The organism is Streptomyces sp. NPDC007162, assembly GCF_040634175.1.
GTDB lineage: Bacteria > Actinomycetota > Actinomycetes > Streptomycetales > Streptomycetaceae > Streptomyces.
Map to the genome: position 1 here is coordinate 1 of NZ_JBEYFC010000065.1, position 19,654 is coordinate 19,654.

Consider the following 19,654-nt stretch of genomic DNA (forward strand, 5'->3'; position numbering starts at 1 on the left):
CCTCGACTGGCGTGTGGAAGCATGGTGCCACCCCAAGTGGCCGCTATGTGAATGAGTGCCCCCGAACGGCCGTAGATAGGGCCTTAAGGATCAAAAATGGACCCGCTGCGGGGGCCGGGTGGACGCCGGGCATGATGGTGGGCATGCGAGCGGTGGTTCAGCGGGTGGACGGTGCCAGTGTCGTCGTGGACGGCGAGACGGTGGGCGCGATCGAGGGCGAGGGGCTGTGCGTGCTGGTGGGGGTGACGCACACGGACACGAAGGAGAAGGCGGCCCAACTCGCCAGGAAACTCTGGTCCGTTCGCATGCTGGCGGACGAGAAGTCGTGCAGTGACGTCGCTGCGCCGCTGCTCGTGATCAGTCAGTTCACGCTGTACGGCGACGCACGCAAGGGGCGGCGGCCGACCTGGAACGCGGCGGCGCCCGGCGAGGTCGCCGAGCCGCTCGTGGAGGAGGTCGTCGCGCAGCTGCGCTCGCTCGGGGCAACCGTGGCGACCGGCCGGTTCGGAGCGCAGATGCGGGTGTCGCTGACCAACGACGGGCCGTTCACCGTCCTGCTGGAGATGTGAATCCTCCCCTCCAGGGTCGCCCTACGGCTCGACGATCACTTCCTGCGCCGCCGCCGTCTGCCCCGCGACCAGCCGGGCGTCGGCGGGCACGTTGCGCTTGACCAACGCCAGGGCGACCGGGCCGAGTTCGAAGTGGCGTACCGACGTCGTCACGAAGCCGATCTTCCGGCCGTCCTCGCCCTCGTCGGCGACGCGGATCTCGGTGCCCGGCGGCGGCAGGTGCACCTCGCTGCCGTCGAGGTGCAGGAAGACCAGGCGGCGCGGCGGCTTGCCGAGGTTCTGCACCCGGGCGACGGTCTCCTGGCCCCGGTAGCAGCCCTTCTGCAGGTGCACGGCGGTACCGATCCAGCCCAGCTCGTGCGGGATGGTGCGGTGGTCGGTCTCGAAGCCGAGCCGGGGCCGGTGGTGCTCGACGCGCAGCGCCTCGTAGGCGAGGAGCCCGGCGGCCGGGCCCGCCTTCGCGGCGAACGACTCCAGCTCCGCCCGGGGCAGGAAGAGGTCACGGCCGTACGCCGTCTCGCGGACGACGACCCCGTCCGGGACCTCGGCGATGGAACCGGCCGGGAGGTGGACGACCGCGAAGTCGGCGGTGCGGTCGGCGACCTCGACCCGGTAGAAGAACTTCATCGACTCCAGGTAGGCGATCAGCGCCTCCTGGGTGCCGGGCTCGACGTGGGCCCAGACCGTGGTGCCGTCGTCGACCAGGTACAGCGCGTGCTCGATGTGGCCGTGGGCGGAGAGGATCAGCGCCTCGGTGGCCTCGCCGGTGGGCAGCTCGCTGACGTGCTGGGTGAGCAGCAGGTGCAGCCAGCTCAGCCGGTCCTCGCCGGTGACGGCGACGACGCCCCGGTGGGACAGGTCGACGAAACCGGCGCCGTCGGCGAGGGCGCGCTGCTCGCGGAACAGGTCGCCGTAGTGGGCGGCGACGCCTTCGTCCACGCCCTCGGCGGGCACCGCTCCGGGCAGGGACAGCAGGGGGCTCTTCATACGACTAAGCCTACGACTCGGTAATTGAAGTCCGGACGGTCGCGGTCCCGGCCGCCCGCTGCATGCAGTCCTTGCAGCGCCCGAAGATCGCGAAGTGCTTCATGTCTGTCTCGAAGCCGAACTCCCGCCGCAGCTTGGCGGTGAACTCGGCGGCCACGGCCACGTCCGCCTCGATCACGTTCTCGCAGTCGCGGCAGACCAGGTGGATGTGGTGGTGCCGGTCGGCGAGGTGGTACGTCGGCGCCCCGTGCCCCAGATGGGCATGGCTGACCAGCCCCAGCTCCTCCAGGAGCTCCAGGGTCCGGTAGACCGTGGAGATGTTGACCCCCGACGCGGTCTTCCGCACCTCGCCGAGGATGTCGTCGGGGGTCGCGTGCTCAAGGGTGTCCACGGCTTCGAGCACGAGTTGCCGCTGCGGCGTCAGCCGGTAGCCGCGCTGCCTGAGGTCGCTCTTCCAGTCGGTGCTCACCACACACCCAGTCTAGGGCGGGTTCGCCAGGTCACTCCTCGGCGGACAGAACACGAGCCCGGCGCTGGTTTCCCGCTTGTGGGCTCGGCAGCCCCGCCACTGCGAAAACTGTTGACCCCTGGGCGTGGAACAAGGCCCCGGCGGCGGTCCGCGGCGAGGCCTTGAGGAAGCAGCAGAGGGCTACTTGAAGAACGCGATGCCGTCGTCCGGCATGTCGTCGGGGAGGGCCTTGGCCCAGCGCTCGACGTCCTCCGGGGTGACGACCTTCTTCAGGTGGGCCGACATGTAGGGGCGGAGTTCGACCTCGGGGGTCTGCTTCTCGCCGACCCACATCAGGTCGCTCTTGACGTAGCCGTACAGGCGCTTGCCGCCGGTGTAGGGCGCGGAGGCGGCGGTGCGGGCCACGGCGTCCGTCACGAGGTCGATCTGGGGCTTCTTGTCGGCCATCTCGCCGTACCAGATCTCGATCACGCCGTCGTCGCGGGTCATCGTGACCTCGACCCTGCGGTCCGCGTCGATGCGCCAGAAGCCGTGCTCGGTCTCCAGCGGACGGACCTTGTTCCCGTCGTTGTCCAGCACCCAGGTCTGGGAGTGGTACTCCAGGAAGTCCCGGCCGTCGTGGCCGAAGACGACCTCCTGGCCGAAGTTGCACTTCTCCGAGCCCGGGAAGTCGTGGACGCCCGCGCCGGCCCAGCTGCCCAGCAGGAAGGCGAGCGGGACCAGGTCCTTGTGCAGGTCGGACGGAATCTCGATCATGTCGGCGGTTTCCTAGACGGGTTCCTGGACGGGGTGGTTCAGCGCTGGCCCTGGTACAGCTTCTTCACGGTCAGTCCGGCGAAGGCGATGACGCCGACGCAGACCAGGACCAGCAGGGTTTCGAAGAAGATCTCCACGGGTGCTCCTTGAGCGAGGGTGGGCGTACACAGAGCCGGGGCCCAGCTTACGCGGCCGGGCCCCGGGGCTCTTGGCGAGGTCAGCTCAGCAGCTCGCCCTGGAGGGTGACGGTCTGCTCGAAGGGCACGGCGAGCGCGCTGCCCTTGCGGGACTGGACGACCAGGGCGAGGGTGTCGCCCGCGGCCAGGTACGCCTCCCGCACCTCCTCTGCGCCGTACGGCTTGCTCTCGCGGATCGGTGCGGTGTGCACGCGATCGAGGTGGGCGGCCACCGGGAAGCCCAGGTCCCGCTCGTACGCGTCGCCGCCCCGCACCGGGTACTTCGGTGCCTCGTACCCCGTGAAGTCGTTGCTGAGCATGTGCTCGGCGATCGACGCGGTGTCGAACTGGAGCAGGTAGACGCGGGTGTGGGTGCCGTCGGCGGTGGTCCAGCCGCGGGCCGCGATGTGCCGCAGGCCGTTGTCGGTGAGCTTCTGGCCCACCTCCGTGCGGTCCGCCGCGTGCGCGAACTCCTGGAGGAACGTCTTCGTCGGCAGCCAGCCGTCGGTTCCCCTGAGCGCCGGGTCCACGGTGGCGCCCCGCGGCGCGGGCAGTACGAGTCTGCGCAGGTCGGCGTAGTGGGCGCCGACCTGGTTGCGGGCGTCGTCGTTCGGTCCCGGGCTGCCGGCCGGCAGCGGGGGCTTCACCAGCGCGGGGTAGTCCCAGCGGCCGTCGGAGTGGGTGGCGAGGCCGGGTACGTCGGTCCGGTCCAGCAGGGTCACGCCGTACGCCGTCCCGGACCCGGCGACCGCGAAGACGGCGACCGCGGCGGCCCAGCGCAGCGCGGCCCGCAGCCGCCGCCGGTCCTTCTTCGGGGGCTCGGGCGCCGCCGTGGGCACCGGCGGCACCGGGATCTCCTCGGCCGCCGGTGCGGCCTGCGCCGGCTCGTTGACGGTCATACCGATGCTCCCGGGTCCTTGATGCGGTCGAGCTGGGCGCGGAGCATGTCCGCGGCGCTCCCCTTGTTCAGCGGCTTGGCCGCGGTGGCCGTGGCGGTGACCAGGACGTCACCGACGTAGCCGTCGCAGAACATCAGGTCGAGCGTCTCCGCCGAGCCGGACGCCATCAGGAAGCACGCGGTCGAGTTCTCGTACCCCTTGATCGCGGGGCCCTTGCGCAGCACCTTCAGCGCGCCGAGGTAGCCGTTCTGCTGCTGGGCCAGGGAGCGGGCAGTGCCGCGGCTGCCCAGCTCTGCCAGCACGATCCGCATGGTGTACGTGTTGGCGTACGGCACCTCCGTGTTCACGTAGCTGCGCATCGCCATGCCCTTGACCGGGTTCCGGTCGAACTGCCGCTGCATGGCCCGCTGCTGGGAACGCGGCAGGTCCTTGATCGACTCCGCGCGCAGCAGGTCCGCCTCCCGGCCGGACAGCGCGGCGTCCGACCCGAACCGGGTCATGTCCGGGCCGCGCTCGTACGAGTCGCCGTACGGCAGCAGCATCCCCCGCAGCCCGCTGCCCGCGGCCGGCCTGGTCTGCTCGGGCGCCTTCGGCAGGCTCCAGACCGGGGCGCCGGGGTCGCGGTCCGCGCCACGGACGGTGACGACGGTGTACGCGCCCCCCGCGAGAACGGCCGCGACCACCACGCCCACACCGGCGAGGGCGGCGATACGACGACGGTCCCGGCGCTTCCCACCGGGCGGGGGCACATCGGCGGGCCCGCCGGACCCGGGGGCAAGCTCAGCGGGCGCGAGGGGCGCCAGGGGCACGGCAGGCACGGCGACCCCGGCAGACACGGCGGGCGCGCCGGGCGTGGCGGCCCCGGCGGGCACGGCGGGCGTGGCGGCCCCGGCAGACACGGCGGACGCGAGGGGCGCGGTGGCCCCGGCAGGCACAGCAGCCCCGGCAGACACGGCGGCCCCGGCAGGCGCGGCGGGCGCGGCGGGCTGTGGCGGCTCGGTCGTGGAGTCGGCAGGATTGTCGGCAGGTCGTGTCGGCTCGACCGTGGAGTCGGTGGGTGCCCCGACGGGCTGCGTCGGCTCGGCGGGCACCGCGGCCGGCTGCGGGGGTTGCGGGTCGTCGCTCACAGCTGCTCCATCTGCCGCTTCGCCAGATCCATGACCTTCGCCTCCGGGATCGGCTTCGTGTCGTAGATCCAGATCTCCATGGCGATGTCCCCGCGCCACGCGTGCGCCTCCGCCGAGTAGAGGCTCACGCCGTAGCTCGTGTCGGGCTTGTTGTGCACGTACGCCATGCCGTCGCCGGTGCCGGGTATCGGCCAGCCGTCGGTGGTGTGGTCGTCCGGCGGCTGGGCGTTCTCGTTCCCGGCGTCCGCGTCGTCGGCGGCCTGCGTCCCGCGCTCCGTCTCCCGGTACTGGACCAGCCGGATCTCCGCGGTGTACGTGCTGCCCTCACGCCAGTCGACGACGGCCACCCGACGGAGCTCGTCCTCCCTGGCCAGCCTGCGGAACGCGTTGGCCGGGCTCTGGAACTCCTCCGCGTACGCGGTCAGGTCCATCCACCCGTCGCCGCCCACCTCGATCAGCGCCTTGCGGGACCCTGCGGGTTTGCGCAGCAGCAGGTTGCGCAGATCGCCGTCGGTCTTCACCTTCCGGTCCTGGGCGGCCGACAGCGGCTCCGGACCGGCGCCCTTCGCCTGCGCGAGCGACGGCTGGGAGAGCGACGGCAGGGCGGTGGGCGCGCGGTCGGCCTGGACGAGGTAGCCGACGCAGGCGCCCGCGACGACGCCGAGCGCGGCGGCGCCGGCGATCAGGGCGGGAGTGCGGCGCCGTCTTCGGGTCGCGGGCGGTGTGTCAGGTGGCGCTTCTGGTGTCTCCAAGGGGCCCCCCTGTGCGAACGGAGGCGCAGATTCCTTGATCCGCGCTGCACAGGAGACTCATGGCCGGATCACTGAGTTGTACAGCGATTGATCACGATCAGGACACCGGCGCGAGCGCGCAGGTCACCGCCGCCGCGATCAGCAGGCCTCCGTTCAGGGCGAGTTGACGGTCCCCCATCCGCACATGAACCCGGATCGCGCCGAGTTGGAGGAGGACGAACCCGGCTGCGGCGACCGCCGCCAGCCAGGGGGCGATCCCGGTCAGGGGCGGCAGGACCAGGCCGAGCGCGCCGAGCACCTCGACCGCGCCGATCGCCCGCACGGCCGCCATCGGCAGGTCGTCCACCCACGCCATCATCGGCCGCAGCCCCTCCCGGCTCCGCACCGCCTTCAGCCCGCCCCCGTAGAGGTGGACGAGGGCGAGCAGACCGGCCAGGATCCAGTACGCGGCCCTCATGAGGCGGCGGGCTCGGTGGCGTACCGGCTCATCACCTCGGCATGCGCCTGCCGGGTCGGCGGCGTACCGGCCGCGAACATGTCCCGCAGGTCCCGGAAGTACTGCACGTACAGGTCGGGGGTGAACGTGCTGAGCATGACGGCGGGTGCGTCGGTGACGTTGGCGAAGGTGTGCGGGGCGCCGGGCGGGACCATGACGAGCGTGCCCGCCGTGGCGTCGTGAACGTCGTCCCCGACCGTGAAGCGCACCGAGCCGGAGATGACGTAGAAGCCCTCGTCGTGCTGGGCGTGGCGGTGCTGCGGCGGCCCGGGGGTGTGCGGGGCGAGCACGGACTCGGCGAGACCGAGGCGGTGGCCGGTGGTGCGGCCGTCCTCCAGGACGCGCATCCGGGTGGTGCCGAGCAGCAGCACCTCGCCGTCGTCGGGGCCGACAACGGATACCGCCGGGGTGTCAGGGTGGATGTCGTCGTGAGTCGTCATGCCTCGATTCGACGGCCGGGGCGGTGCGGCTGTCCAGGACCTGATCCGCGCCCTCGATACCCGATCGGTATCGTGGCTGCATGGAGCTACGGACGCTGCGCTATTTCGTGGCCGTCGCCGAGGAACTCCACTTCGGCCGGGCCGCCGCACGGCTCCACATGAGCCAGCCCCCGCTGAGCCGTGCGATCAGGGCGCTGGAGGCGGAGACGGGGGCCGTACTCCTCGAACGTTCGTCGGCCGGTGTCGCCCTCACCCCCGTCGGAGCGGTCCTCCTCACCGAGGCGCGTGCCCTGCTCGACCGGGCCGACACGCTGCGGGTGCGCGTCGCCGCGGCGGCCGGGACCGCCGTCCTCACGGTCGGCCTCCTCGGCGACAGCACGGACCCGGGCGTGACCCGGCTGGCCCGCGCCTTCCGCGCCCGCCACCCGGGCGTCGAGATCCGCATCCGCGAGACCGACCTCACCGATCCCACCTGCGGGCTGCACGCGGGCGCCGTGGACATCGCCCTGACCCGGGCGCCCTTCGACGAAACCGGGCTGACGGTACGGGAGTTGCGGGCCGACCCGGTGGGTGCGCTGCTGCGCGCCGACGATCCGGCGGCGCACCGGGCGAGCCTGCGGCTCGCCGACCTGGCCGGCCGGCGGTGGTTCCGGTTCCCGGACGGCACGGACCGGCGCTGGCAGTCGTACTGGAACGGCGGGACGGTCCGGGAGGGGCCGGTGGTACGGGCCGTGCAGGAGTGCAGGCAGGCGGTGCTGTGGAACGGCACGGTCGGCATGACCCTGGCCGACCACGACCCCGGCGACGGGCTCGTGGTGGTGCCGGTGGGCGACATGGCACCCAGCCGGGTGGTGCTGGCGTGGCGCGAAGGCGACGGAAACCCGCTGCTGCGGTCGTTCGCGCAGGTGGCGGAAGCGGCCTACCGGGCCAGCTTGACCCCGTCCACGAAGGCGGCCCAGGCAGAGGCGTCGAGGAGAAGGGTCCCGTAGGAGGGGGCTTCGCTGTCCCGGACGGGGATGTGGGAGGGGGGAGGCCTACGGCGACTTCGGTGACTCGTACGTGGAACCAGCGCCGCCAGACGGGGAAGAACCGCTCCTCATCGGCGTGCCTACCCCGCTCCCGGGCCATGCTCGTAGCAGCCTCGACACGCAGAGTAGTCCAACTCTCGCATTTCGTATAGATGTTGGACGAAAGGAGCAAATGCCATGGAGCCCGGAACCCTGTTCTACGACACCGCCACCGACCAGGTCGGCGAGTACCGGGACCGCTCGGGGCCGTACGCGATGCTGCGGCCCGTCGGCGGCGGCAGGGAGTGGGAGGCGGATCCCGCGACGCTGCGGCCCGCCACCGACAGAGAACGGATCAGCGCCGGCGTACGCGCGGCGAACGACCGTACCCGGTCCGTACCACCGGACCCGGAGGACCTCAGCCGGCCGCCCCGGCCGGTACCCGGCTGCGCCGCGTGCGCGGAGCTGGGCGGCCGGCGGGAGACCGCGCTCGTCGCGTACGACCACAGCGCGGCCGTCGACGCGAACGTGCTGCTGCGCCAGCACCAGCGCGCGGAGCACCGGCCGTGAAGCGTGCCGCGGACGTCAGTGCGTCGGCTCCACCGTCAGGTCACCGTTGGTCGTCGACAGGTCCAGGCGGTAGCGGCCCGACGGGTCGTTCTTGAACCCCACCTTCTGGTCGCCGTGGGAGTCGCTCGCCGAGATGCGGTAGTCGGCGGGCGGGGCGGTGACCGTGAGGCTGCCGCTGGTCGTGCGGGCCGTGATGTTCTGCGGGGTGGCCGTCCGGATCGTCACCTCGCCGTTCGTCGTCTCGGTGTCGACGTCGCCCCCCGTGGCGCCCTTGACCTGGACGTCGCCGTTGGACGTGCGCAGCCTCACGGGCCCCTTCGCCCCGTCCACGGCGATCTCGCCGTTGCTGGTGTGCACGTCGACCGGGCCGACGCCGGTCAGGGTGACGCCGCCGTTGGAGGTGCCTCCCGTGACCGGGAGACCGGCGGGCACCTTGACCACGTAGTCGACGCCGCAGTGCCGGCCGCAGCCGGAGAGCGTCAGGACGCCGTTGCCGACGCTGAACGAGGTGCCGGTCGGCTTGTCGCCGCGGTAGTCGACCTTGCGGTGGACGGAGGTCGTCGAGACGTCCGCCGAGGCCTCCACCCGCACCCCGCCGTTGCCGCTGTCGAGACGGATCGCGGTGATCTTCTGGGGCACCTTGGCATCGTCCTCGAAGGTCTTCTGGTCGACGACCGAGCAGGCGGAGAGCCCGCCGAGAGTGAGAGCGGTCAGAGCCGCCGACGCCAGGACGCGGTTCGGTAAGAGACGCATGGAGGGGACTCTACGCAGCCGCGTCGCCGCCCACGATGGGGAAAACCCCCCGATCCCGGCCCGCGATTACGCTGCTCGCATGACCAAGAAGCTCCTGATCAAGGTGACGGCCGGGGCGGACGCCCCGGAGCGGTGTTCGCAGGCGTTCACGGTGGCGGCGGTGGCCGTGGCCAGCGGCGTCGAGGTGTCGATGTGGCTGACCGGGGAGTCCGCGTGGTTCGCGCTGCCGGGGCGGGCGGCCGAGTTCGAGCTGCCGCACGCCGCGCCGCTGCCGGACCTGCTCGACTCGGTCCTGGCGGGCGGCACGCTCACGCTGTGCACCCAGTGCGCGGCCCGCCGGGACATCACGGAGAAGGACGTGATCGAGGGCGTGCGGATCGCGGGCGCGCAGGTGTTCGTGCAGGAGGCAGTGGCCGAGGGCACGCAGGCGCTCGTCTACTAGGCACGCCGGGCGACGCTAGGAGCGGGGCCGGCCCGACTCGTCGTAGCGCTGCCGGGCCTGGTCGACGTGGTCGAGGTGGGTGCCGGCCCAGTCGGCGAGGTGGGCGAAGAGCGGGGCGAGGGTGGCGCCGAGTTCGCTGATCTCGTACTCGACGCGGGGCGGCACCTCGGGGTGGTAGGTGCGCACGACCATGCCGTCCCGCTCCAGCTGGCGCAGGCGCTGGGTGAGCACCTTCGGGGTGATGCCCGTGATGCGCCGCTCCAGCTCCACGAACCGCTGGCGGCCGAAGGCGTGCAGCGACCAGAGGACCGGTGTGGTCCAGCGGCTGAACACGATGTCCACGACCGGGGAGATCGGGCACGCCAGCTCCGGGTCGGTCTCCATCGGCCGGTACACCCCTCCGGGGTAGTCACTTTCCTCTGGGTACCTACTATATCGACGCTGTTAGCGTCCCCGTCATCGCTGAAAACACCGGGAAGACACGGGAGTTGAGCATGATCGTGGTGACGGGTGCGACCGGGAACGTCGGGCGGTCGCTGGTGCGGGCCCTGGCGGAGGCCGGGGAGCGGGTGACGGCGGTGTCGCGGGGCACGGCCCCGGTGGAGCTGCCGGACGGGGTCGGGCACCTGCGGGGCGATCTGGGCGAGCCCGATTCCCTGCGTCCCGCCTTCGAGGGCGCCGAGGCGCTGTTCCTGCACGACGGCGGGACGGGTGGGCACGGGCTCGACGCGCGGGCCGTGCTGGACCGGGCCCGGGAGGCCGGGGTGCGGCGGGTGGTGCTGCTCTCCTCGCAGGGCGTGGCGACGAGGCCGGATTCGCCCTCGCACGGCGGGATGATGCGGGCGGTCGAGGAGGCGGTGCGCGCCTCGGACCTGGGCTGGACGATCCTGCGTCCCGGCGGCTTCGCCTCCAACGCCTACGCCTGGGCGGAGTCGGTACGCGCCGAGCGGACCGTGGCCGCGCCGTTCGGGGACGTCGGGCTCCCCGTCGTCGACCCGGCGGACGTCGGGGAGGCGGCCGCCGTGGCCCTGCGCAAGGACGAGCACACGGGCAGGGTGTACGAGCTGAACGGGCCGGCGGTCGTCACGCCCCGGCAGCAGGCGGCGGCGATCGGGGCGGCCCTCGGGGAGCCGGTGCGGTTCGTGGAGCTGAGCCGGGCGGCGGCGCGGGCACGGATGGCCGCGTTCATGCCGGAGCCCGTGGTGGAGACGACGCTGTCCGTACTCGGCGAGCCCACCGAGGCCGAACTCCGGATCGGCCCGGACGTGGCAACGGTGCTGGGCCGCCCGCCCCGGACCTTCGCGGAGTGGGCCCGAAGCAACGTGGCGGCGTTCCGGTAGGTCGCGGGAGGCAGGTGCCGGCATCGGGGTGGCTCAGGGGCGGGGGCGCTTCTTGCCGTCCAGTTCGTCCCACCACTCGTCGGACTGGGGGTCCCCGGAGGGGTCGTCCCACCAGCGGTCGTCGGGGCCGCGACGGTTCGCGACCATCGCGGCGACCGGCGGGATGACCATGGCCACCAGGCACATCCCCACCGCGGCGGGGACGGACCAGATGCGCACGACTCCCCACGCCAGGACGAAGAGCCCGATGCAGATCCCCATCATGACGAAGTAGGTGCGACGCCGACGAGCGAGCATGACTCCAGAGTAGGTCCGGTGCCCCGGCACGGCGCAGGGGCCGTGTCCCCGGGTCGGACGCCGCCCCGGAGACACGGCCCCTGGCCGTGGGTGCTGCTCTCAGACCGCGATCGCGACCTCGGCGAGGCCGCCCTGCTGGGCGACGACCGTGCGGTCGGCGGTACCGCCGGGGACGAGGGCGCGGACGGTCCAGGTGCCCTCCGCCGCGTAGAAGCGGAACTGTCCGGTGGCGGAGGTCGGGACCTCCGCGGTGAACTCGCCGGTCGAGTCCAGGAGGCGGACGTAGCCCACCACCGGCTCGCCGTCGCGGGTCACCTGACCCTGGATCGTGGTCTCACCGGGCTTGATCGTCGAGGGGTCCGGGCCGCCGGCCTTCGCTCCACACATGCGTTACTCCTGTCGAGGTCTTGAAAGGTCGGTCTGAGGGGGACGTGCGGGACGTGCGGGGGCCTACTTGTTGGCGCCGAGCTCGATCGGGACGCCGACGAGGCTGCCGTACTCGGTCCAGGAGCCGTCGTAGTTCTTGACGTTCTCGACACCGAGCAGCTCGTGCAGGACGAACCAGGTCAGGGCCGAGCGCTCACCGATGCGGCAGTAGGCGATGGTGTCCTTGGCGAGGTCCACCTGCTCCTCGGCGTAGAGCTCCTTGAGCTCGTCGTCCGACTTGAAGGTGCCGTCGTCGTTGGCGTTCTTCGACCACGGGATGTTGCGGGCGGACGGGACGTGGCCCGGACGCTGCGACTGCTCCTGCGGCAGGTGGGCCGGGGCGAGCAGCTTGCCGGAGAACTCGTCGGGGGACCGCACGTCGACGAGGTTCTGCGAGCCGATGGCCGCCACGACGTCGTCGCGGAAGGCGCGGATCGCGGTGTTCTGCGGCTTGGCGGTGTAGGTGGTCTCGGTGCGCTCCGGGACCTCCTCGACCAGCTCGCGGGCGTCCAGCTCCCACTTCTTGCGGCCGCCGTCGAGGAGCTTGACGTTCTCGTGGCCGTACAGCTTGAAGTACCAGTAGGCGTAGGACGCGAACCAGTTGTTGTTGCCGCCGTACAGGATCACCAGCGTGTCGTTGGCGATGCCCTTCGCCGACAGGAGCTTCTCGAAGCCCTCCTGGTCGATGAAGTCGCGGCGGACCGGGTCCTGCAGGTCCTTGGTCCAGTCGATGCGGATCGCGTTCCTGATGTGGTTCTTCTCGTAGGCGGAGGTGTCCTCGTCCACCTCCACGATCGCGATCTCGGGGTTGTCCAGGTTGTCCTGGACCCAGTCGGCGTCGACCAGGACGTCGCTGCGGCTCATGCTCTTCTCTCCTCCGGGGCAGGTGCGGCGGGGCGTTGCGAGTGCGGGTGGTGCGCGGCGGCGCGCACGGATGCCCTGAGCGTGGGCAGGGCGGGGATGCGGAAGCCGGTGCTTCCGCTCAGAAAGTGCGACAGAGCATGGCGGCGACGCGGCACAGGTCGACTGCCCGCCGCTTCGTGAGGTCCGCCTGTCGCTTCATAAGGCTCGATCGTAGGGACGGATAACCGGGCATGTCACCGGCATGTCGCATGTTGAGACACGATCGTCCGAATTGCGGAACGCCGGGGTCTCCGCAGGGCCGTGACGGAGTGGACGGACGTCGGTGTCCGTCCACTCATCTGCGGTACGGACGTGGCCGTCTCGCCTGCTGGACACGGTTGCCCGTCCGCCGTGGGCACCGCCGTGGCGCTTACTACCCGGCCAGCCGGACGTTCGAACCCTGCACCGCGATCTTCACACCGTCCTGCACGGCCTCCACCTTGTCCAGCCGGACGCCGCCGGGGAGCTGGTCGATCGCCTGCTGGAAGTCGGAGGCCTGCCGGAAGCGGTTCTCCACGAGGGTGACCCCGGCGAGCTTCGGGAGGTCGTCGGCGTGCACCTGCACGGAGTTGTCCTTGACGGTGACCGTGCTGAGGACGGGGACCTTCTGGTGGGCGTTGATGCCGGGGACGGTGATGTCGAGGGTGACCTTGATCTTGCCGTTGCCGCCGTCGGCGAGACCGACGACCCGGCCGGTGAAACCGAGGCCCAGGTCGGTGGGCTGGGTGTCCACGTTCTTCAGCAGCTCGCTGTACGAGATCAGCGCGCTGCCGGTGGCGGTGCGGGCGGTGGCCGAGCTGTAGTCGCCGGTGAAGGTGACGTCCTTCATGTCGGCGTTGAGTTCCTCGATGCGGATGGTCTTGCCGGCGGTGCCGGTGGTGGCGTCGTAGTCCTTGATGCCGACCTGGACGTCGTCCAGGGTGCCGCTCGCCACCTGGGTGAGGAAGGGGAAGCCCTTGATGGAGACGTCGGGGTCGCTCGCGAGGTTCTCCGTCGTCTTCAGCTTGCCGGCGGCCTCCCCCTCGGCGAAGTGCACGGCGACGCGGTCGACGACCACGAAGAGGATGCCGAGGATCACGACGACGGTCACGAGTATTCGCAGGGCGCGCATGTGGTGGGGTCCCCAGGGTCGACGGCCGACGGTTTCCTCTCGGCTGCCCACGCTAACCCTGCGGGAACGGGGGGACGGGGATTTGTCGAACACCTGTGACAGTGGGGACCGTGTTTCGGGTGCGGCCCGGTGGGGGTTGCTGCCGAGACGTCAGTGCAGGATCCAGATCGCCGGGGCCGCCGCCGCCAGCGGCAGGGCCACGCCCGCGGTGAAGTGGACGAACCTCGACGGGTAGTCGTAGCTCGCCACCCGGTGGCCGATGAGTGCGCACACCCCGGCCGCCACCCCGATCAGCGCCCCGCGCGTCCCCACGCCCGTCATCCCGCCCACCGCGATCCCCGCCCCGGTCGCCGCCAGCAGCGCGACGACCACGGAGGCCGGGGTCGGCAGCGGAAGGGCTCTGGCGAGGACCGCGACGGCCACCGCCGCCGCCCCCACCGTCACCGCGTCGGTCTCCGCACCGAGGTACCCGGTCGCGATGATCGCCAGCGCGGACGAGGCGACGGTGGCCATCAGGCCGTACATCCGGGTGTCCGGGTCCGCGTGCGAGCGGAGCTGGAGGACCAGGGTGAGCAGGACCCACACGCCCAGGGGACCCAGGATCGCCGCCGGGGCCTGGTCGCGGCCCGCGACGAGCACCGCCACGTCCGCCGTCACCCCGCCGAGGAAGGCCAGCGCGATGCCCTGCCGGGCGGGCCACATGCCGTTCAGCCGGAACCAGCCCGCGGCCGTGACCGCCTGAAGGGCCACCAGGGGGACGACCAGCGCGTACGAGGAGACCTGCGCCGTCGCCGCGAGGAGCACGCCGAGCAGGGCGGTGAGCAGCGCCGGCTGCATCCCCGGCTCGATGATCGGCGAGCGCCCCTCCAGCCGGGCCCGCTGCGCGTCGGTGATCCGTGCGTTGCCTGCGAGGGTCGCGGGACCGTACCCCTGGCCGGGTTCAGCGGGTGCGGGGGCGCCCGCCGGGGCAGCGGCGGGAGCGGGGGCCGGCTGCGCGGCGTACGCCTGCGGCTGCTGGTACTGCGGCTGGAGGTACGCCGTCTCCGCGGCCGACGGCACCGGGGGCGCCGGCGGCACCGGGGCGTGCGTCTGGGTCTCCCAGGTCTGCCCCTGCCACTGCTGCGTGGCGTACTGCTGCTCGTCGTACCCCCACTGCTGGGGCCCCGGCTGCTGCTGGGGCTGCTGGGGCTGCTGGTACGGGTCGTAGCCCTCGTACGGCTGGTTGCTCATCGCTCTCGCTCACCCTCCTGCGAACGGCGGGAGCACCTCGACCGTGCCGCCCTCGGCCAGCCGTACCGTCTCATGCTCGCGCATGCCCACGGGGTCACCGTCGATGAGGAAGGAGCATCGCCGCAGGACCCGCGTGAGCTCCCCGGGGTGTCGCGTGCGCACCGCGTCCAGCGCCGCGGCGAGGGTGTCCGCGTCGTACGGCTCCTCGGCGACACCTGCGGCGGCCTTCGCGGCGGCCCAGTAGCGCACCGTGACCTTGGGCATCGGATTCCTTCGGATTCGGCTGTGTACTCGGGTTCGGCTGTGTACAGGGTCAGGCTAGCCCGCCCGCGCGGCCGCCCAGTCGCCGATCCTGGCCAGCAGGCGGTCGTCGGCGGCGTGTTCGGCGTGGCCCATGCCGGGCTCCAGCCACAGGTCGGCGGCGCCGTCCGCGGCCGCGGCCAGCATCTGCGGGTGGTCGACGGGGAAGTAGCCGTCGCTGTCGCCGTGCACGACCAGCAGCGGGGTGGGGGCGATCTTCGGCACCGCCTCCACCGGGGACAGCGGCACCGGGTCCCAGTCGCGGTGGTGGATGCGGGTGCGGAAGCCGTAGCGGCCGACCAGCCGGCCCTCGGGGCGGGTGACCAGCCAGTGCAGGCGGCGCATGGGGGCGGTGCCCCGGTAGTACCAGCGGGCCGGGGACGACACCGAGACCACCGCGTCCACCCCGCCGTACAGTGCCGCGTGCCGCAGCACCACCGAGCCGCCCATGGAGAAGCCGACGGTCACCACGCGCGCGTGCCCGAAGCCGCGCGCCCAGGCCACCGCCGCGTCCAGGTCGAGGACCTCGCGGTCGCCGACGGTGGTGCGGCCGCCGGAGCGGCCGTGCCCCCGGAAGGAGAAGCTGACCACGGCGCCGTGACCGGCGAGCGCGGCCACCACCCGTCGTACGTGTGGCCGGTCCACGTCTCCCGTGAAACCGTGGGCCATGACGAACACGAGGTCACGGGAGGATGGCCGGGAGCTGTCGTATACGAAGGAGGCGGGATCGTATACGGAATCGATCGCAATCCCGTCTGTGGTGCGCAGAAACGTCCGGATAGGGGTGCTTCTGCTCGTCTCGTAGTGCGGACGAACGGTGGAACTGCCCACATGACCTGCCGGACCGTTGCTCATGTGGGCTATTCTGCTGGCAGAGGACTCGGGCGACGCCGCCACCGGGTCCTTTTGTGCTTTCGGAAGCGCTGTATACGAAGCGGAAAACTCAAGGTGACCGCGGACGTACAGAGGCTCGGGAGCGCAGCGCAGTGTCATTGCACACAGTCCTCGCAGGGACCGAGGAGGAACCAGACATATGAGTTCTCTGCTGCTCCTGACCAACGCCCTCCAGCCGTCGACGGAGGTGCTGCCGGCTCTCGGCCTGCTCCTGCACAACGTGCGGGTCGCTCCGGCCGAAGGCCCCGCCCTCGTCGACACCCCGGGCGCCGACGTCATCCTGATCGACGGTCGCCGCGACCTGCCGCAGGTGCGCAGCCTCTGCCAGCTGCTGCGGTCCACCGGCCCCGGCTGTCCACTGGTCCTGGTCGTCACCGAGGGCGGCCTCGCCGCCGTCACCGCCGACTGGGGCATCGACGACGTGCTCCTCGACACCGCGGGCCCCGCCGAGGTCGAGGCGCGACTGCGGCTCGCCATGGGCCGTCAGCAGATCGTCGCCGACGACTCCCCCATGGAGATCCGCAACGGCGACCTCTCGGTCGACGAGGCGACCTACAGCGCGAAGCTCAAGGGCCGGGTCCTCGACCTCACCTTCAAGGAGTTCGAGCTGCTCAAGTACCTGGCCCAGCACCCGGGCCGGGTGTTCACTCGTGCACAGCTGCTCCAGGAGGTGTGGGGGTACGACTACTTCGGCGGCACCCGGACCGTCGACGTGCACGTACGACGGCTGCGCGCCAAACTCGGCGTCGAGCACGAGTCCCTGATCGGCACCGTCCGGAACGTCGGTTATCGATTCGTTACGCCCGAGAAGGGCGAGCGGAGCGGTGACGAGGCCAAGGCGCGGGAGGCGCGGGCCGACCGCGCAAAGGCGGCGGATGCGGACGCATCGGCGGACCTGGGCACGGTCGAGGTGCCCGCGGAGGCGTAGTCGACCGTCCGGGCGAGGCGTGCCGTCGCCCGGACGGGGCATTGCTCCCGCAAGCCAAGCCTCGATACGCCCTGCCCAGCGCGGATCCATCCGCGTAGACTCCGCGCGTGGCCAAGGTGACTCGGGATGATGTGGCGCGGCTGGCGGGGACGTCCACCGCCGTGGTCAGCTATGTCATCAACAACGGACCCCGGCCGGTCGCCCCGGCCACGCGCGAGCGTGTCCTCGCCGCGATCAAGGAACTGGGGTACCGGCCCGACCGGGTCGCCCAGGCGATGGCCTCGCGGCGCACCGACCTCATAGGCCTGATCATCCCGGACGCCCGCCAGCCGTTCTTCGGCGAGATGGCGCACGCGGTGGAGCAGGCCGCGTCCGAGCGCGGAAAAATGGTGCTGGTCGGCAACACCGACTACGTCGCCGAGCGCGAGGTCCACTACCTGCGCGCGTTCCTCGGGATGCGGGTCTCCGGCCTCATCCTCGTCTCCCACGCTTTGAACGACCAGGCCGCGGCCGAGATCGACGCCTGGGACGCCCGGGTGGTGCTGCTGCACGAGCGGCCGGAGGCGATCGACGACGTGGCCGTGGTGACGGACGACCTCGGCGGCGCCCAGCTCGCGGTGCGGCACCTGCTGGAACACGGGTACGAGTACGTGGCCTGTATGGGCGGTACGGCCGAGACCCCGGCCGTCGGCGACCCGGTCTCCGACCACGTCGAGGGCTGGAAGCGGGCGATGGCCGAGGCGGGGCTGCCCACGGAGGGGCGGCTGTTCGAGGCGCCGTACAACCGGTACGACGCGTACCGGGTCGCCCTGGACCTCCTCTCCGGCCCCCACCGCCCCCCGGCGGTCTTCTGCTCCACCGACGACCAGGCGCTCGGCGTGCTGCGGGCGGCACGGGAGCTGCGGATCGACGTGCCGGGGGAGCTGGCGGTGGCCGGCTTCGACGACATCAAGGAGGCGGGGCTGGCGGACCCGCCGCTGACCACGATCGCCTCCGACCGGCCGGCGATGGCGCGCGCGGCGGTGGACCTGGTGCTGGACGACGGGTTGCGGGTGGCGGGGTCGAGGCGGGAGCGCCTGAAGACGTTCCCGTCGCGACTGGTGGTACGCGGGTCCTGCGGGTGCGGGTAGCTCTTCGGCCGCGGGTGTGTGGGGGCTGGTCGCACCCACACAGCACCACCCTTCATGAACGGCCCATGAGAACCTCCCTCGACCTGCGAGAAGGTTCCTTATATCGGGCAAACGAGGTTCTCGCGGCGTTCTCAGCGGGCACTCAGGAAGCTCTCATGGTTGCGGGACAAGCTTCTAGTCATGACCGAGAGCTTCCGCCGCAGCGGCGAGTACGAGAACCCGCAGGGTCCCCAGGGTGACGCCTACCAGGGCGCGTACCCCCAGCAGCAGCACGCTTCCGCTCCCACCCCCGTGAACCCGGAGTGGCCGCCCCCGCCCACCCACCGGCCGACCCAGCCCGCGGAGCCGGTCACCGCGGAGTTCCCGGCGCAGCCCGACGGCGCCGAGCACTCGGCCCACGGCAAGAAGAAGCGGGCCCGCGGCCCGATGGCCCTCCTCGCGGCGGTCGCGATCGTCGCCGCGGCGGTCGGCGGCGCCACGGCGTACGGTTTCCAGGAGCTGACCGGCAAGAACGAGGTCGTCTCCAGCAGCACGACCACGAACGTGGTCCCCTCCAGCAAGAAGGGCGACGTCGCCGCGATCGCCGCCGCCGTCAGCCCGGCCGTCGTGGAGATCACCGCGACCCTCAGCAACGGCACCTCCACCGGCTCCGGTGTGATCATCACCAGTGACGGCGAGATCGTCACCAACAACCACGTGATCTCCGGCGCCCAGTCCATAAAGGTGACGACCAGCACCGGCAAGTCGTACACCGCCAGGGTCGTCGGCACCGACAGCGCCAAGGACCTCGCGCTCATCAAGCTCCAGGGCGCCTCCGGGCTCAAGGTCGCCACCCTCGGCAACTCCGACGGCGTCCAGGTCGGCGACACGGTCGTGGCGATCGGCTCCCCCGAGGGCCTCAGCGGCACCGTCACCAGCGGCATCGTCTCCGCGCTCAACCGGGACGTCACCGTCTCCACCGACGAGGGCCAGGACCAGCAGAGCCAGGGCGGCGGCGACGGCCGGTGGCCGTTCTCCTTCGGAGGACAGCAGTTCAACGGCGACACCGGTTCGTCCACCACGACCTACAAGGCGATCCAGACCGACGCGTCCCTCAACCCGGGCAACTCCGGCGGCGCCCTCATCGACGCCGGCGGCAACATCATCGGCATCAACTCGGCGATGTACTCGGCCAGTTCGGGCGCCTCCTCGTCCTCCTCGGACGCGGGCAACGTCGGCCTCGGCTTCGCCATCCCGATCAACACCGTGAAGGCCGACCTGGCCAAGCTGCGGTCCGGATCCACCAGCTGAACCACCGGCACGCGCACGTAGTCGCACAGTAGGGAGTACGTCATGATCAAGCAGGTTTCGCACCAGGTGACCGGCAACCACCCCGCCGACCTCGGACTGGCCCTCGCGGTGGCGTACGAACTCCACGCACCGGCCGAGACCACCCCGGCGCCCCCGGCCCCCCGCGCCCCGGAGCTGGTACCGGCCCCGCAGCTGATGGGGCTGCGCACCTCCGCCGCCCGGCCGCACCAGCGCAAGGTGCCGCTGAGCCGCATGACCCTGGTCCGCGGCTGAGCCACCGCGCACCGGCCACGCACCGGGCGCGCCCCGGCGTGCTTACCCGGCGGCCCGTAGACATGCGAGGCTGAGAGACGTCCCGACCA

General features: G+C 71.7%; 27 protein-coding genes. 9 read left to right on the forward strand and 18 right to left on the reverse strand.

The window, feature by feature from the left end:
* Positions 1–143: 143 nt before the first annotated feature.
* The gene (dtd, locus tag ABZ646_RS10795; protein WP_360515790.1) at positions 144–569 is read left to right on the forward strand and encodes a D-aminoacyl-tRNA deacylase; all 426 of its coding nucleotides are present in this window, start codon (positions 144–146) and stop codon (positions 567–569) included.
* Between the two features lie 21 nt (positions 570–590).
* Here dtd and ABZ646_RS10800 read toward each other — a convergent pair whose 3' ends face one another.
* The 8 genes from ABZ646_RS10800 to ABZ646_RS10835 form a co-directional block, all read right to left on the reverse strand.
* Entirely contained in the window at positions 591–1,556 is a 966-nt protein-coding gene (locus tag ABZ646_RS10800; protein WP_360515793.1) for a folate-binding protein, read from the reverse strand.
* A 10-nt stretch (positions 1,557–1,566) separates the two neighbouring features.
* Positions 1,567–2,028, reverse strand: a complete 462-nt coding sequence (locus ABZ646_RS10805) for a Fur family transcriptional regulator (RefSeq protein ID WP_360515796.1) — start codon at positions 2,026–2,028, stop codon at positions 1,567–1,569.
* Positions 2,029–2,205: 177 nt separating this feature from the next.
* Positions 2,206–2,781 carry an FABP family protein gene (locus ABZ646_RS10810; protein WP_360515799.1) on the reverse strand — a complete coding sequence of 192 codons (576 nt, stop codon included), beginning with the start codon at positions 2,779–2,781 and terminating at the stop codon, positions 2,206–2,208.
* Positions 2,782–2,998: 217 nt separating this feature from the next.
* A complete protein-coding gene (locus tag ABZ646_RS10815; protein WP_360515802.1) occupies positions 2,999–3,856 on the reverse strand; it encodes a hypothetical protein in 858 nt (285 codons plus the stop codon).
* Positions 3,853–4,983, reverse strand: coding sequence for a hypothetical protein (locus tag ABZ646_RS10820; RefSeq protein ID WP_360515805.1), 1,131 nt, complete (start codon positions 4,981–4,983; stop codon positions 3,853–3,855). Before ABZ646_RS10820 ends, ABZ646_RS10815 begins: the two co-directional genes overlap by 4 nt.
* Positions 4,980–5,735, reverse strand: coding sequence for a hypothetical protein (locus ABZ646_RS10825; RefSeq protein WP_360515808.1), 756 nt, complete (start codon positions 5,733–5,735; stop codon positions 4,980–4,982). The genes ABZ646_RS10820 and ABZ646_RS10825 overlap by 4 nt, the downstream gene beginning before the upstream one ends.
* Before the next feature lie 97 nt (positions 5,736–5,832).
* Entirely contained in the window at positions 5,833–6,192 is a 360-nt protein-coding gene (locus ABZ646_RS10830) for a DoxX family protein (protein WP_360515811.1), read from the reverse strand.
* Entirely contained in the window at positions 6,189–6,671 is a 483-nt protein-coding gene (locus ABZ646_RS10835) for a cupin domain-containing protein (protein WP_360515814.1), read from the reverse strand. Before ABZ646_RS10835 ends, ABZ646_RS10830 begins: the two co-directional genes overlap by 4 nt.
* Positions 6,672–6,751: 80 nt before the next feature.
* Between ABZ646_RS10835 and ABZ646_RS10840 the strand changes: the two genes are divergently transcribed.
* Positions 6,752–7,660: a LysR substrate-binding domain-containing protein gene (locus ABZ646_RS10840; RefSeq protein ID WP_360515817.1), complete on the forward strand. Its 909-nt coding sequence runs from the start codon at positions 6,752–6,754 to the stop codon at positions 7,658–7,660.
* Here the strand turns inward: ABZ646_RS10840 and ABZ646_RS10845 are convergent.
* Entirely contained in the window at positions 7,591–7,749 is a 159-nt protein-coding gene (locus ABZ646_RS10845) for a DUF397 domain-containing protein (protein ID WP_360515889.1), read from the reverse strand. The two genes, ABZ646_RS10840 and ABZ646_RS10845, sit on opposite strands and share 70 nt — an antisense overlap.
* A 127-nt stretch (positions 7,750–7,876) precedes the next feature.
* On the opposite strand from ABZ646_RS10845, the gene ABZ646_RS10850 reads away from it, so the two are divergent.
* A complete protein-coding gene (locus ABZ646_RS10850; protein WP_360515820.1) occupies positions 7,877–8,248 on the forward strand; it encodes a hypothetical protein in 372 nt (123 codons plus the stop codon).
* Between the two features lie 15 nt (positions 8,249–8,263).
* Here ABZ646_RS10850 and ABZ646_RS10855 read toward each other — a convergent pair whose 3' ends face one another.
* A complete protein-coding gene (locus ABZ646_RS10855) occupies positions 8,264–9,001 on the reverse strand; it encodes a DUF4097 family beta strand repeat-containing protein (protein ID WP_360515823.1) in 738 nt (245 codons plus the stop codon).
* Positions 9,002–9,080: 79 nt separating this feature from the next.
* Here ABZ646_RS10855 and ABZ646_RS10860 point away from each other — a divergent pair, with 79 nt between their 5' ends.
* Positions 9,081–9,443, forward strand: a complete 363-nt coding sequence (locus ABZ646_RS10860) for a DsrE family protein (protein WP_360515826.1) — start codon at positions 9,081–9,083, stop codon at positions 9,441–9,443.
* A gap of 15 nt (positions 9,444–9,458) precedes the next feature.
* On the opposite strand, the gene ABZ646_RS10865 is transcribed toward ABZ646_RS10860, so the two are convergent.
* Positions 9,459–9,827 carry a helix-turn-helix domain-containing protein gene (locus ABZ646_RS10865; protein ID WP_360515829.1) on the reverse strand — a complete coding sequence of 123 codons (369 nt, stop codon included), beginning with the start codon at positions 9,825–9,827 and terminating at the stop codon, positions 9,459–9,461.
* Between the two features lie 110 nt (positions 9,828–9,937).
* On the opposite strand from ABZ646_RS10865, the gene ABZ646_RS10870 reads away from it, so the two are divergent.
* Positions 9,938–10,783 carry an NAD(P)H-binding protein gene (locus ABZ646_RS10870; RefSeq protein WP_360515832.1) on the forward strand — a complete coding sequence of 282 codons (846 nt, stop codon included), beginning with the start codon at positions 9,938–9,940 and terminating at the stop codon, positions 10,781–10,783.
* Positions 10,784–10,816: 33 nt separating this feature from the next.
* Here ABZ646_RS10870 and ABZ646_RS10875 read toward each other — a convergent pair whose 3' ends face one another.
* The 7 genes from ABZ646_RS10875 to ABZ646_RS10905 form a co-directional block, all read right to left on the reverse strand.
* On the reverse strand, positions 10,817–11,080 hold the full coding sequence (locus tag ABZ646_RS10875; RefSeq protein ID WP_132892091.1) for a DUF3099 domain-containing protein: 264 nt from the start codon (positions 11,078–11,080) through the stop codon (positions 10,817–10,819).
* Between the two features lie 99 nt (positions 11,081–11,179).
* The gene (locus ABZ646_RS10880) at positions 11,180–11,467 is read right to left on the reverse strand and encodes a DUF1416 domain-containing protein (RefSeq protein ID WP_046732511.1); all 288 of its coding nucleotides are present in this window, start codon (positions 11,465–11,467) and stop codon (positions 11,180–11,182) included.
* A 63-nt stretch (positions 11,468–11,530) separates the two neighbouring features.
* Positions 11,531–12,370, reverse strand: a complete 840-nt coding sequence (locus tag ABZ646_RS10885) for a sulfurtransferase (RefSeq protein WP_360515835.1) — start codon at positions 12,368–12,370, stop codon at positions 11,531–11,533.
* A gap of 412 nt (positions 12,371–12,782) precedes the next feature.
* On the reverse strand, positions 12,783–13,520 hold the full coding sequence (locus ABZ646_RS10890) for a DUF2993 domain-containing protein (protein WP_360515838.1): 738 nt from the start codon (positions 13,518–13,520) through the stop codon (positions 12,783–12,785).
* Positions 13,521–13,670: 150 nt separating this feature from the next.
* Complete coding sequence (locus ABZ646_RS10895; protein WP_360515841.1) at positions 13,671–14,750, reverse strand: hypothetical protein; 1,080 nt, start codon at positions 14,748–14,750, stop codon at positions 13,671–13,673.
* Positions 14,751–14,759: 9 nt separating this feature from the next.
* Positions 14,760–15,014, reverse strand: coding sequence for a MoaD/ThiS family protein (locus tag ABZ646_RS10900; protein ID WP_360515844.1), 255 nt, complete (start codon positions 15,012–15,014; stop codon positions 14,760–14,762).
* Positions 15,015–15,068: 54 nt separating this feature from the next.
* Complete coding sequence (locus ABZ646_RS10905; RefSeq protein WP_360515847.1) at positions 15,069–15,905, reverse strand: alpha/beta fold hydrolase; 837 nt, start codon at positions 15,903–15,905, stop codon at positions 15,069–15,071.
* A 178-nt stretch (positions 15,906–16,083) separates the two neighbouring features.
* On the opposite strand from ABZ646_RS10905, the gene ABZ646_RS10910 reads away from it, so the two are divergent.
* The 4 genes from ABZ646_RS10910 to ABZ646_RS10925 all read left to right on the forward strand — a co-directional run bounded on the left by ABZ646_RS10910 (position 16,084) and on the right by ABZ646_RS10925 (position 19,565).
* Positions 16,084–16,872 carry a response regulator transcription factor gene (locus tag ABZ646_RS10910; protein ID WP_360515850.1) on the forward strand — a complete coding sequence of 263 codons (789 nt, stop codon included), beginning with the start codon at positions 16,084–16,086 and terminating at the stop codon, positions 16,870–16,872.
* A 107-nt stretch (positions 16,873–16,979) separates the two neighbouring features.
* Positions 16,980–18,002: a LacI family DNA-binding transcriptional regulator gene (locus ABZ646_RS10915; RefSeq protein ID WP_360515853.1), complete on the forward strand. Its 1,023-nt coding sequence runs from the start codon at positions 16,980–16,982 to the stop codon at positions 18,000–18,002.
* A gap of 180 nt (positions 18,003–18,182) precedes the next feature.
* Positions 18,183–19,292, forward strand: a complete 1,110-nt coding sequence (locus ABZ646_RS10920) for a trypsin-like peptidase domain-containing protein (protein WP_360515856.1) — start codon at positions 18,183–18,185, stop codon at positions 19,290–19,292.
* Between the two features lie 42 nt (positions 19,293–19,334).
* Positions 19,335–19,565, forward strand: coding sequence for a hypothetical protein (locus ABZ646_RS10925; RefSeq protein WP_360515859.1), 231 nt, complete (start codon positions 19,335–19,337; stop codon positions 19,563–19,565).
* Positions 19,566–19,654: the final 89 nt, after the last annotated feature.

What these genes read in the sequence shown, in the direction of transcription:
- dtd (WP_360515790.1), top strand. Translation starts at nt 144, where the DNA reads ATGCGAGCGGTGGTTCAGCGGGTGGACGGTGCCAGTGTCGTCGTGGAC.
- ABZ646_RS10800 (WP_360515793.1), bottom strand. Translation starts at nt 1,556, where the DNA reads ATGAAGAGCCCCCTGCTGTCCCTGCCCGGAGCGGTGCCCGCCGAGGGC.
- ABZ646_RS10810 (WP_360515799.1), bottom strand. Translation starts at nt 2,781, where the DNA reads ATGATCGAGATTCCGTCCGACCTGCACAAGGACCTGGTCCCGCTCGCC.
- ABZ646_RS10815 (WP_360515802.1), bottom strand. Translation starts at nt 3,856, where the DNA reads ATGACCGTCAACGAGCCGGCGCAGGCCGCACCGGCGGCCGAGGAGATC.
- ABZ646_RS10830 (WP_360515811.1), bottom strand. Translation starts at nt 6,192, where the DNA reads ATGAGGGCCGCGTACTGGATCCTGGCCGGTCTGCTCGCCCTCGTCCAC.
- ABZ646_RS10835 (WP_360515814.1), bottom strand. Translation starts at nt 6,671, where the DNA reads ATGACGACTCACGACGACATCCACCCTGACACCCCGGCGGTATCCGTT.
- ABZ646_RS10840 (WP_360515817.1), top strand. Translation starts at nt 6,752, where the DNA reads ATGGAGCTACGGACGCTGCGCTATTTCGTGGCCGTCGCCGAGGAACTC.
- ABZ646_RS10850 (WP_360515820.1), top strand. Translation starts at nt 7,877, where the DNA reads ATGGAGCCCGGAACCCTGTTCTACGACACCGCCACCGACCAGGTCGGC.
- ABZ646_RS10855 (WP_360515823.1), bottom strand. Translation starts at nt 9,001, where the DNA reads ATGCGTCTCTTACCGAACCGCGTCCTGGCGTCGGCGGCTCTGACCGCT.
- ABZ646_RS10860 (WP_360515826.1), top strand. Translation starts at nt 9,081, where the DNA reads ATGACCAAGAAGCTCCTGATCAAGGTGACGGCCGGGGCGGACGCCCCG.
- ABZ646_RS10865 (WP_360515829.1), bottom strand. Translation starts at nt 9,827, where the DNA reads ATGGAGACCGACCCGGAGCTGGCGTGCCCGATCTCCCCGGTCGTGGAC.
- ABZ646_RS10870 (WP_360515832.1), top strand. Translation starts at nt 9,938, where the DNA reads ATGATCGTGGTGACGGGTGCGACCGGGAACGTCGGGCGGTCGCTGGTG.
- ABZ646_RS10875 (WP_132892091.1), bottom strand. Translation starts at nt 11,080, where the DNA reads ATGCTCGCTCGTCGGCGTCGCACCTACTTCGTCATGATGGGGATCTGC.
- ABZ646_RS10880 (WP_046732511.1), bottom strand. Translation starts at nt 11,467, where the DNA reads ATGTGTGGAGCGAAGGCCGGCGGCCCGGACCCCTCGACGATCAAGCCC.
- ABZ646_RS10885 (WP_360515835.1), bottom strand. Translation starts at nt 12,370, where the DNA reads ATGAGCCGCAGCGACGTCCTGGTCGACGCCGACTGGGTCCAGGACAAC.
- ABZ646_RS10890 (WP_360515838.1), bottom strand. Translation starts at nt 13,520, where the DNA reads ATGCGCGCCCTGCGAATACTCGTGACCGTCGTCGTGATCCTCGGCATC.
- ABZ646_RS10895 (WP_360515841.1), bottom strand. Translation starts at nt 14,750, where the DNA reads ATGAGCAACCAGCCGTACGAGGGCTACGACCCGTACCAGCAGCCCCAG.
- ABZ646_RS10900 (WP_360515844.1), bottom strand. Translation starts at nt 15,014, where the DNA reads ATGCCCAAGGTCACGGTGCGCTACTGGGCCGCCGCGAAGGCCGCCGCA.
- ABZ646_RS10905 (WP_360515847.1), bottom strand. Translation starts at nt 15,905, where the DNA reads ATGAGCAACGGTCCGGCAGGTCATGTGGGCAGTTCCACCGTTCGTCCG.
- ABZ646_RS10910 (WP_360515850.1), top strand. Translation starts at nt 16,084, where the DNA reads ATGAGTTCTCTGCTGCTCCTGACCAACGCCCTCCAGCCGTCGACGGAG.
- ABZ646_RS10920 (WP_360515856.1), top strand. Translation starts at nt 18,183, where the DNA reads ATGACCGAGAGCTTCCGCCGCAGCGGCGAGTACGAGAACCCGCAGGGT.
- ABZ646_RS10925 (WP_360515859.1), top strand. Translation starts at nt 19,335, where the DNA reads ATGATCAAGCAGGTTTCGCACCAGGTGACCGGCAACCACCCCGCCGAC.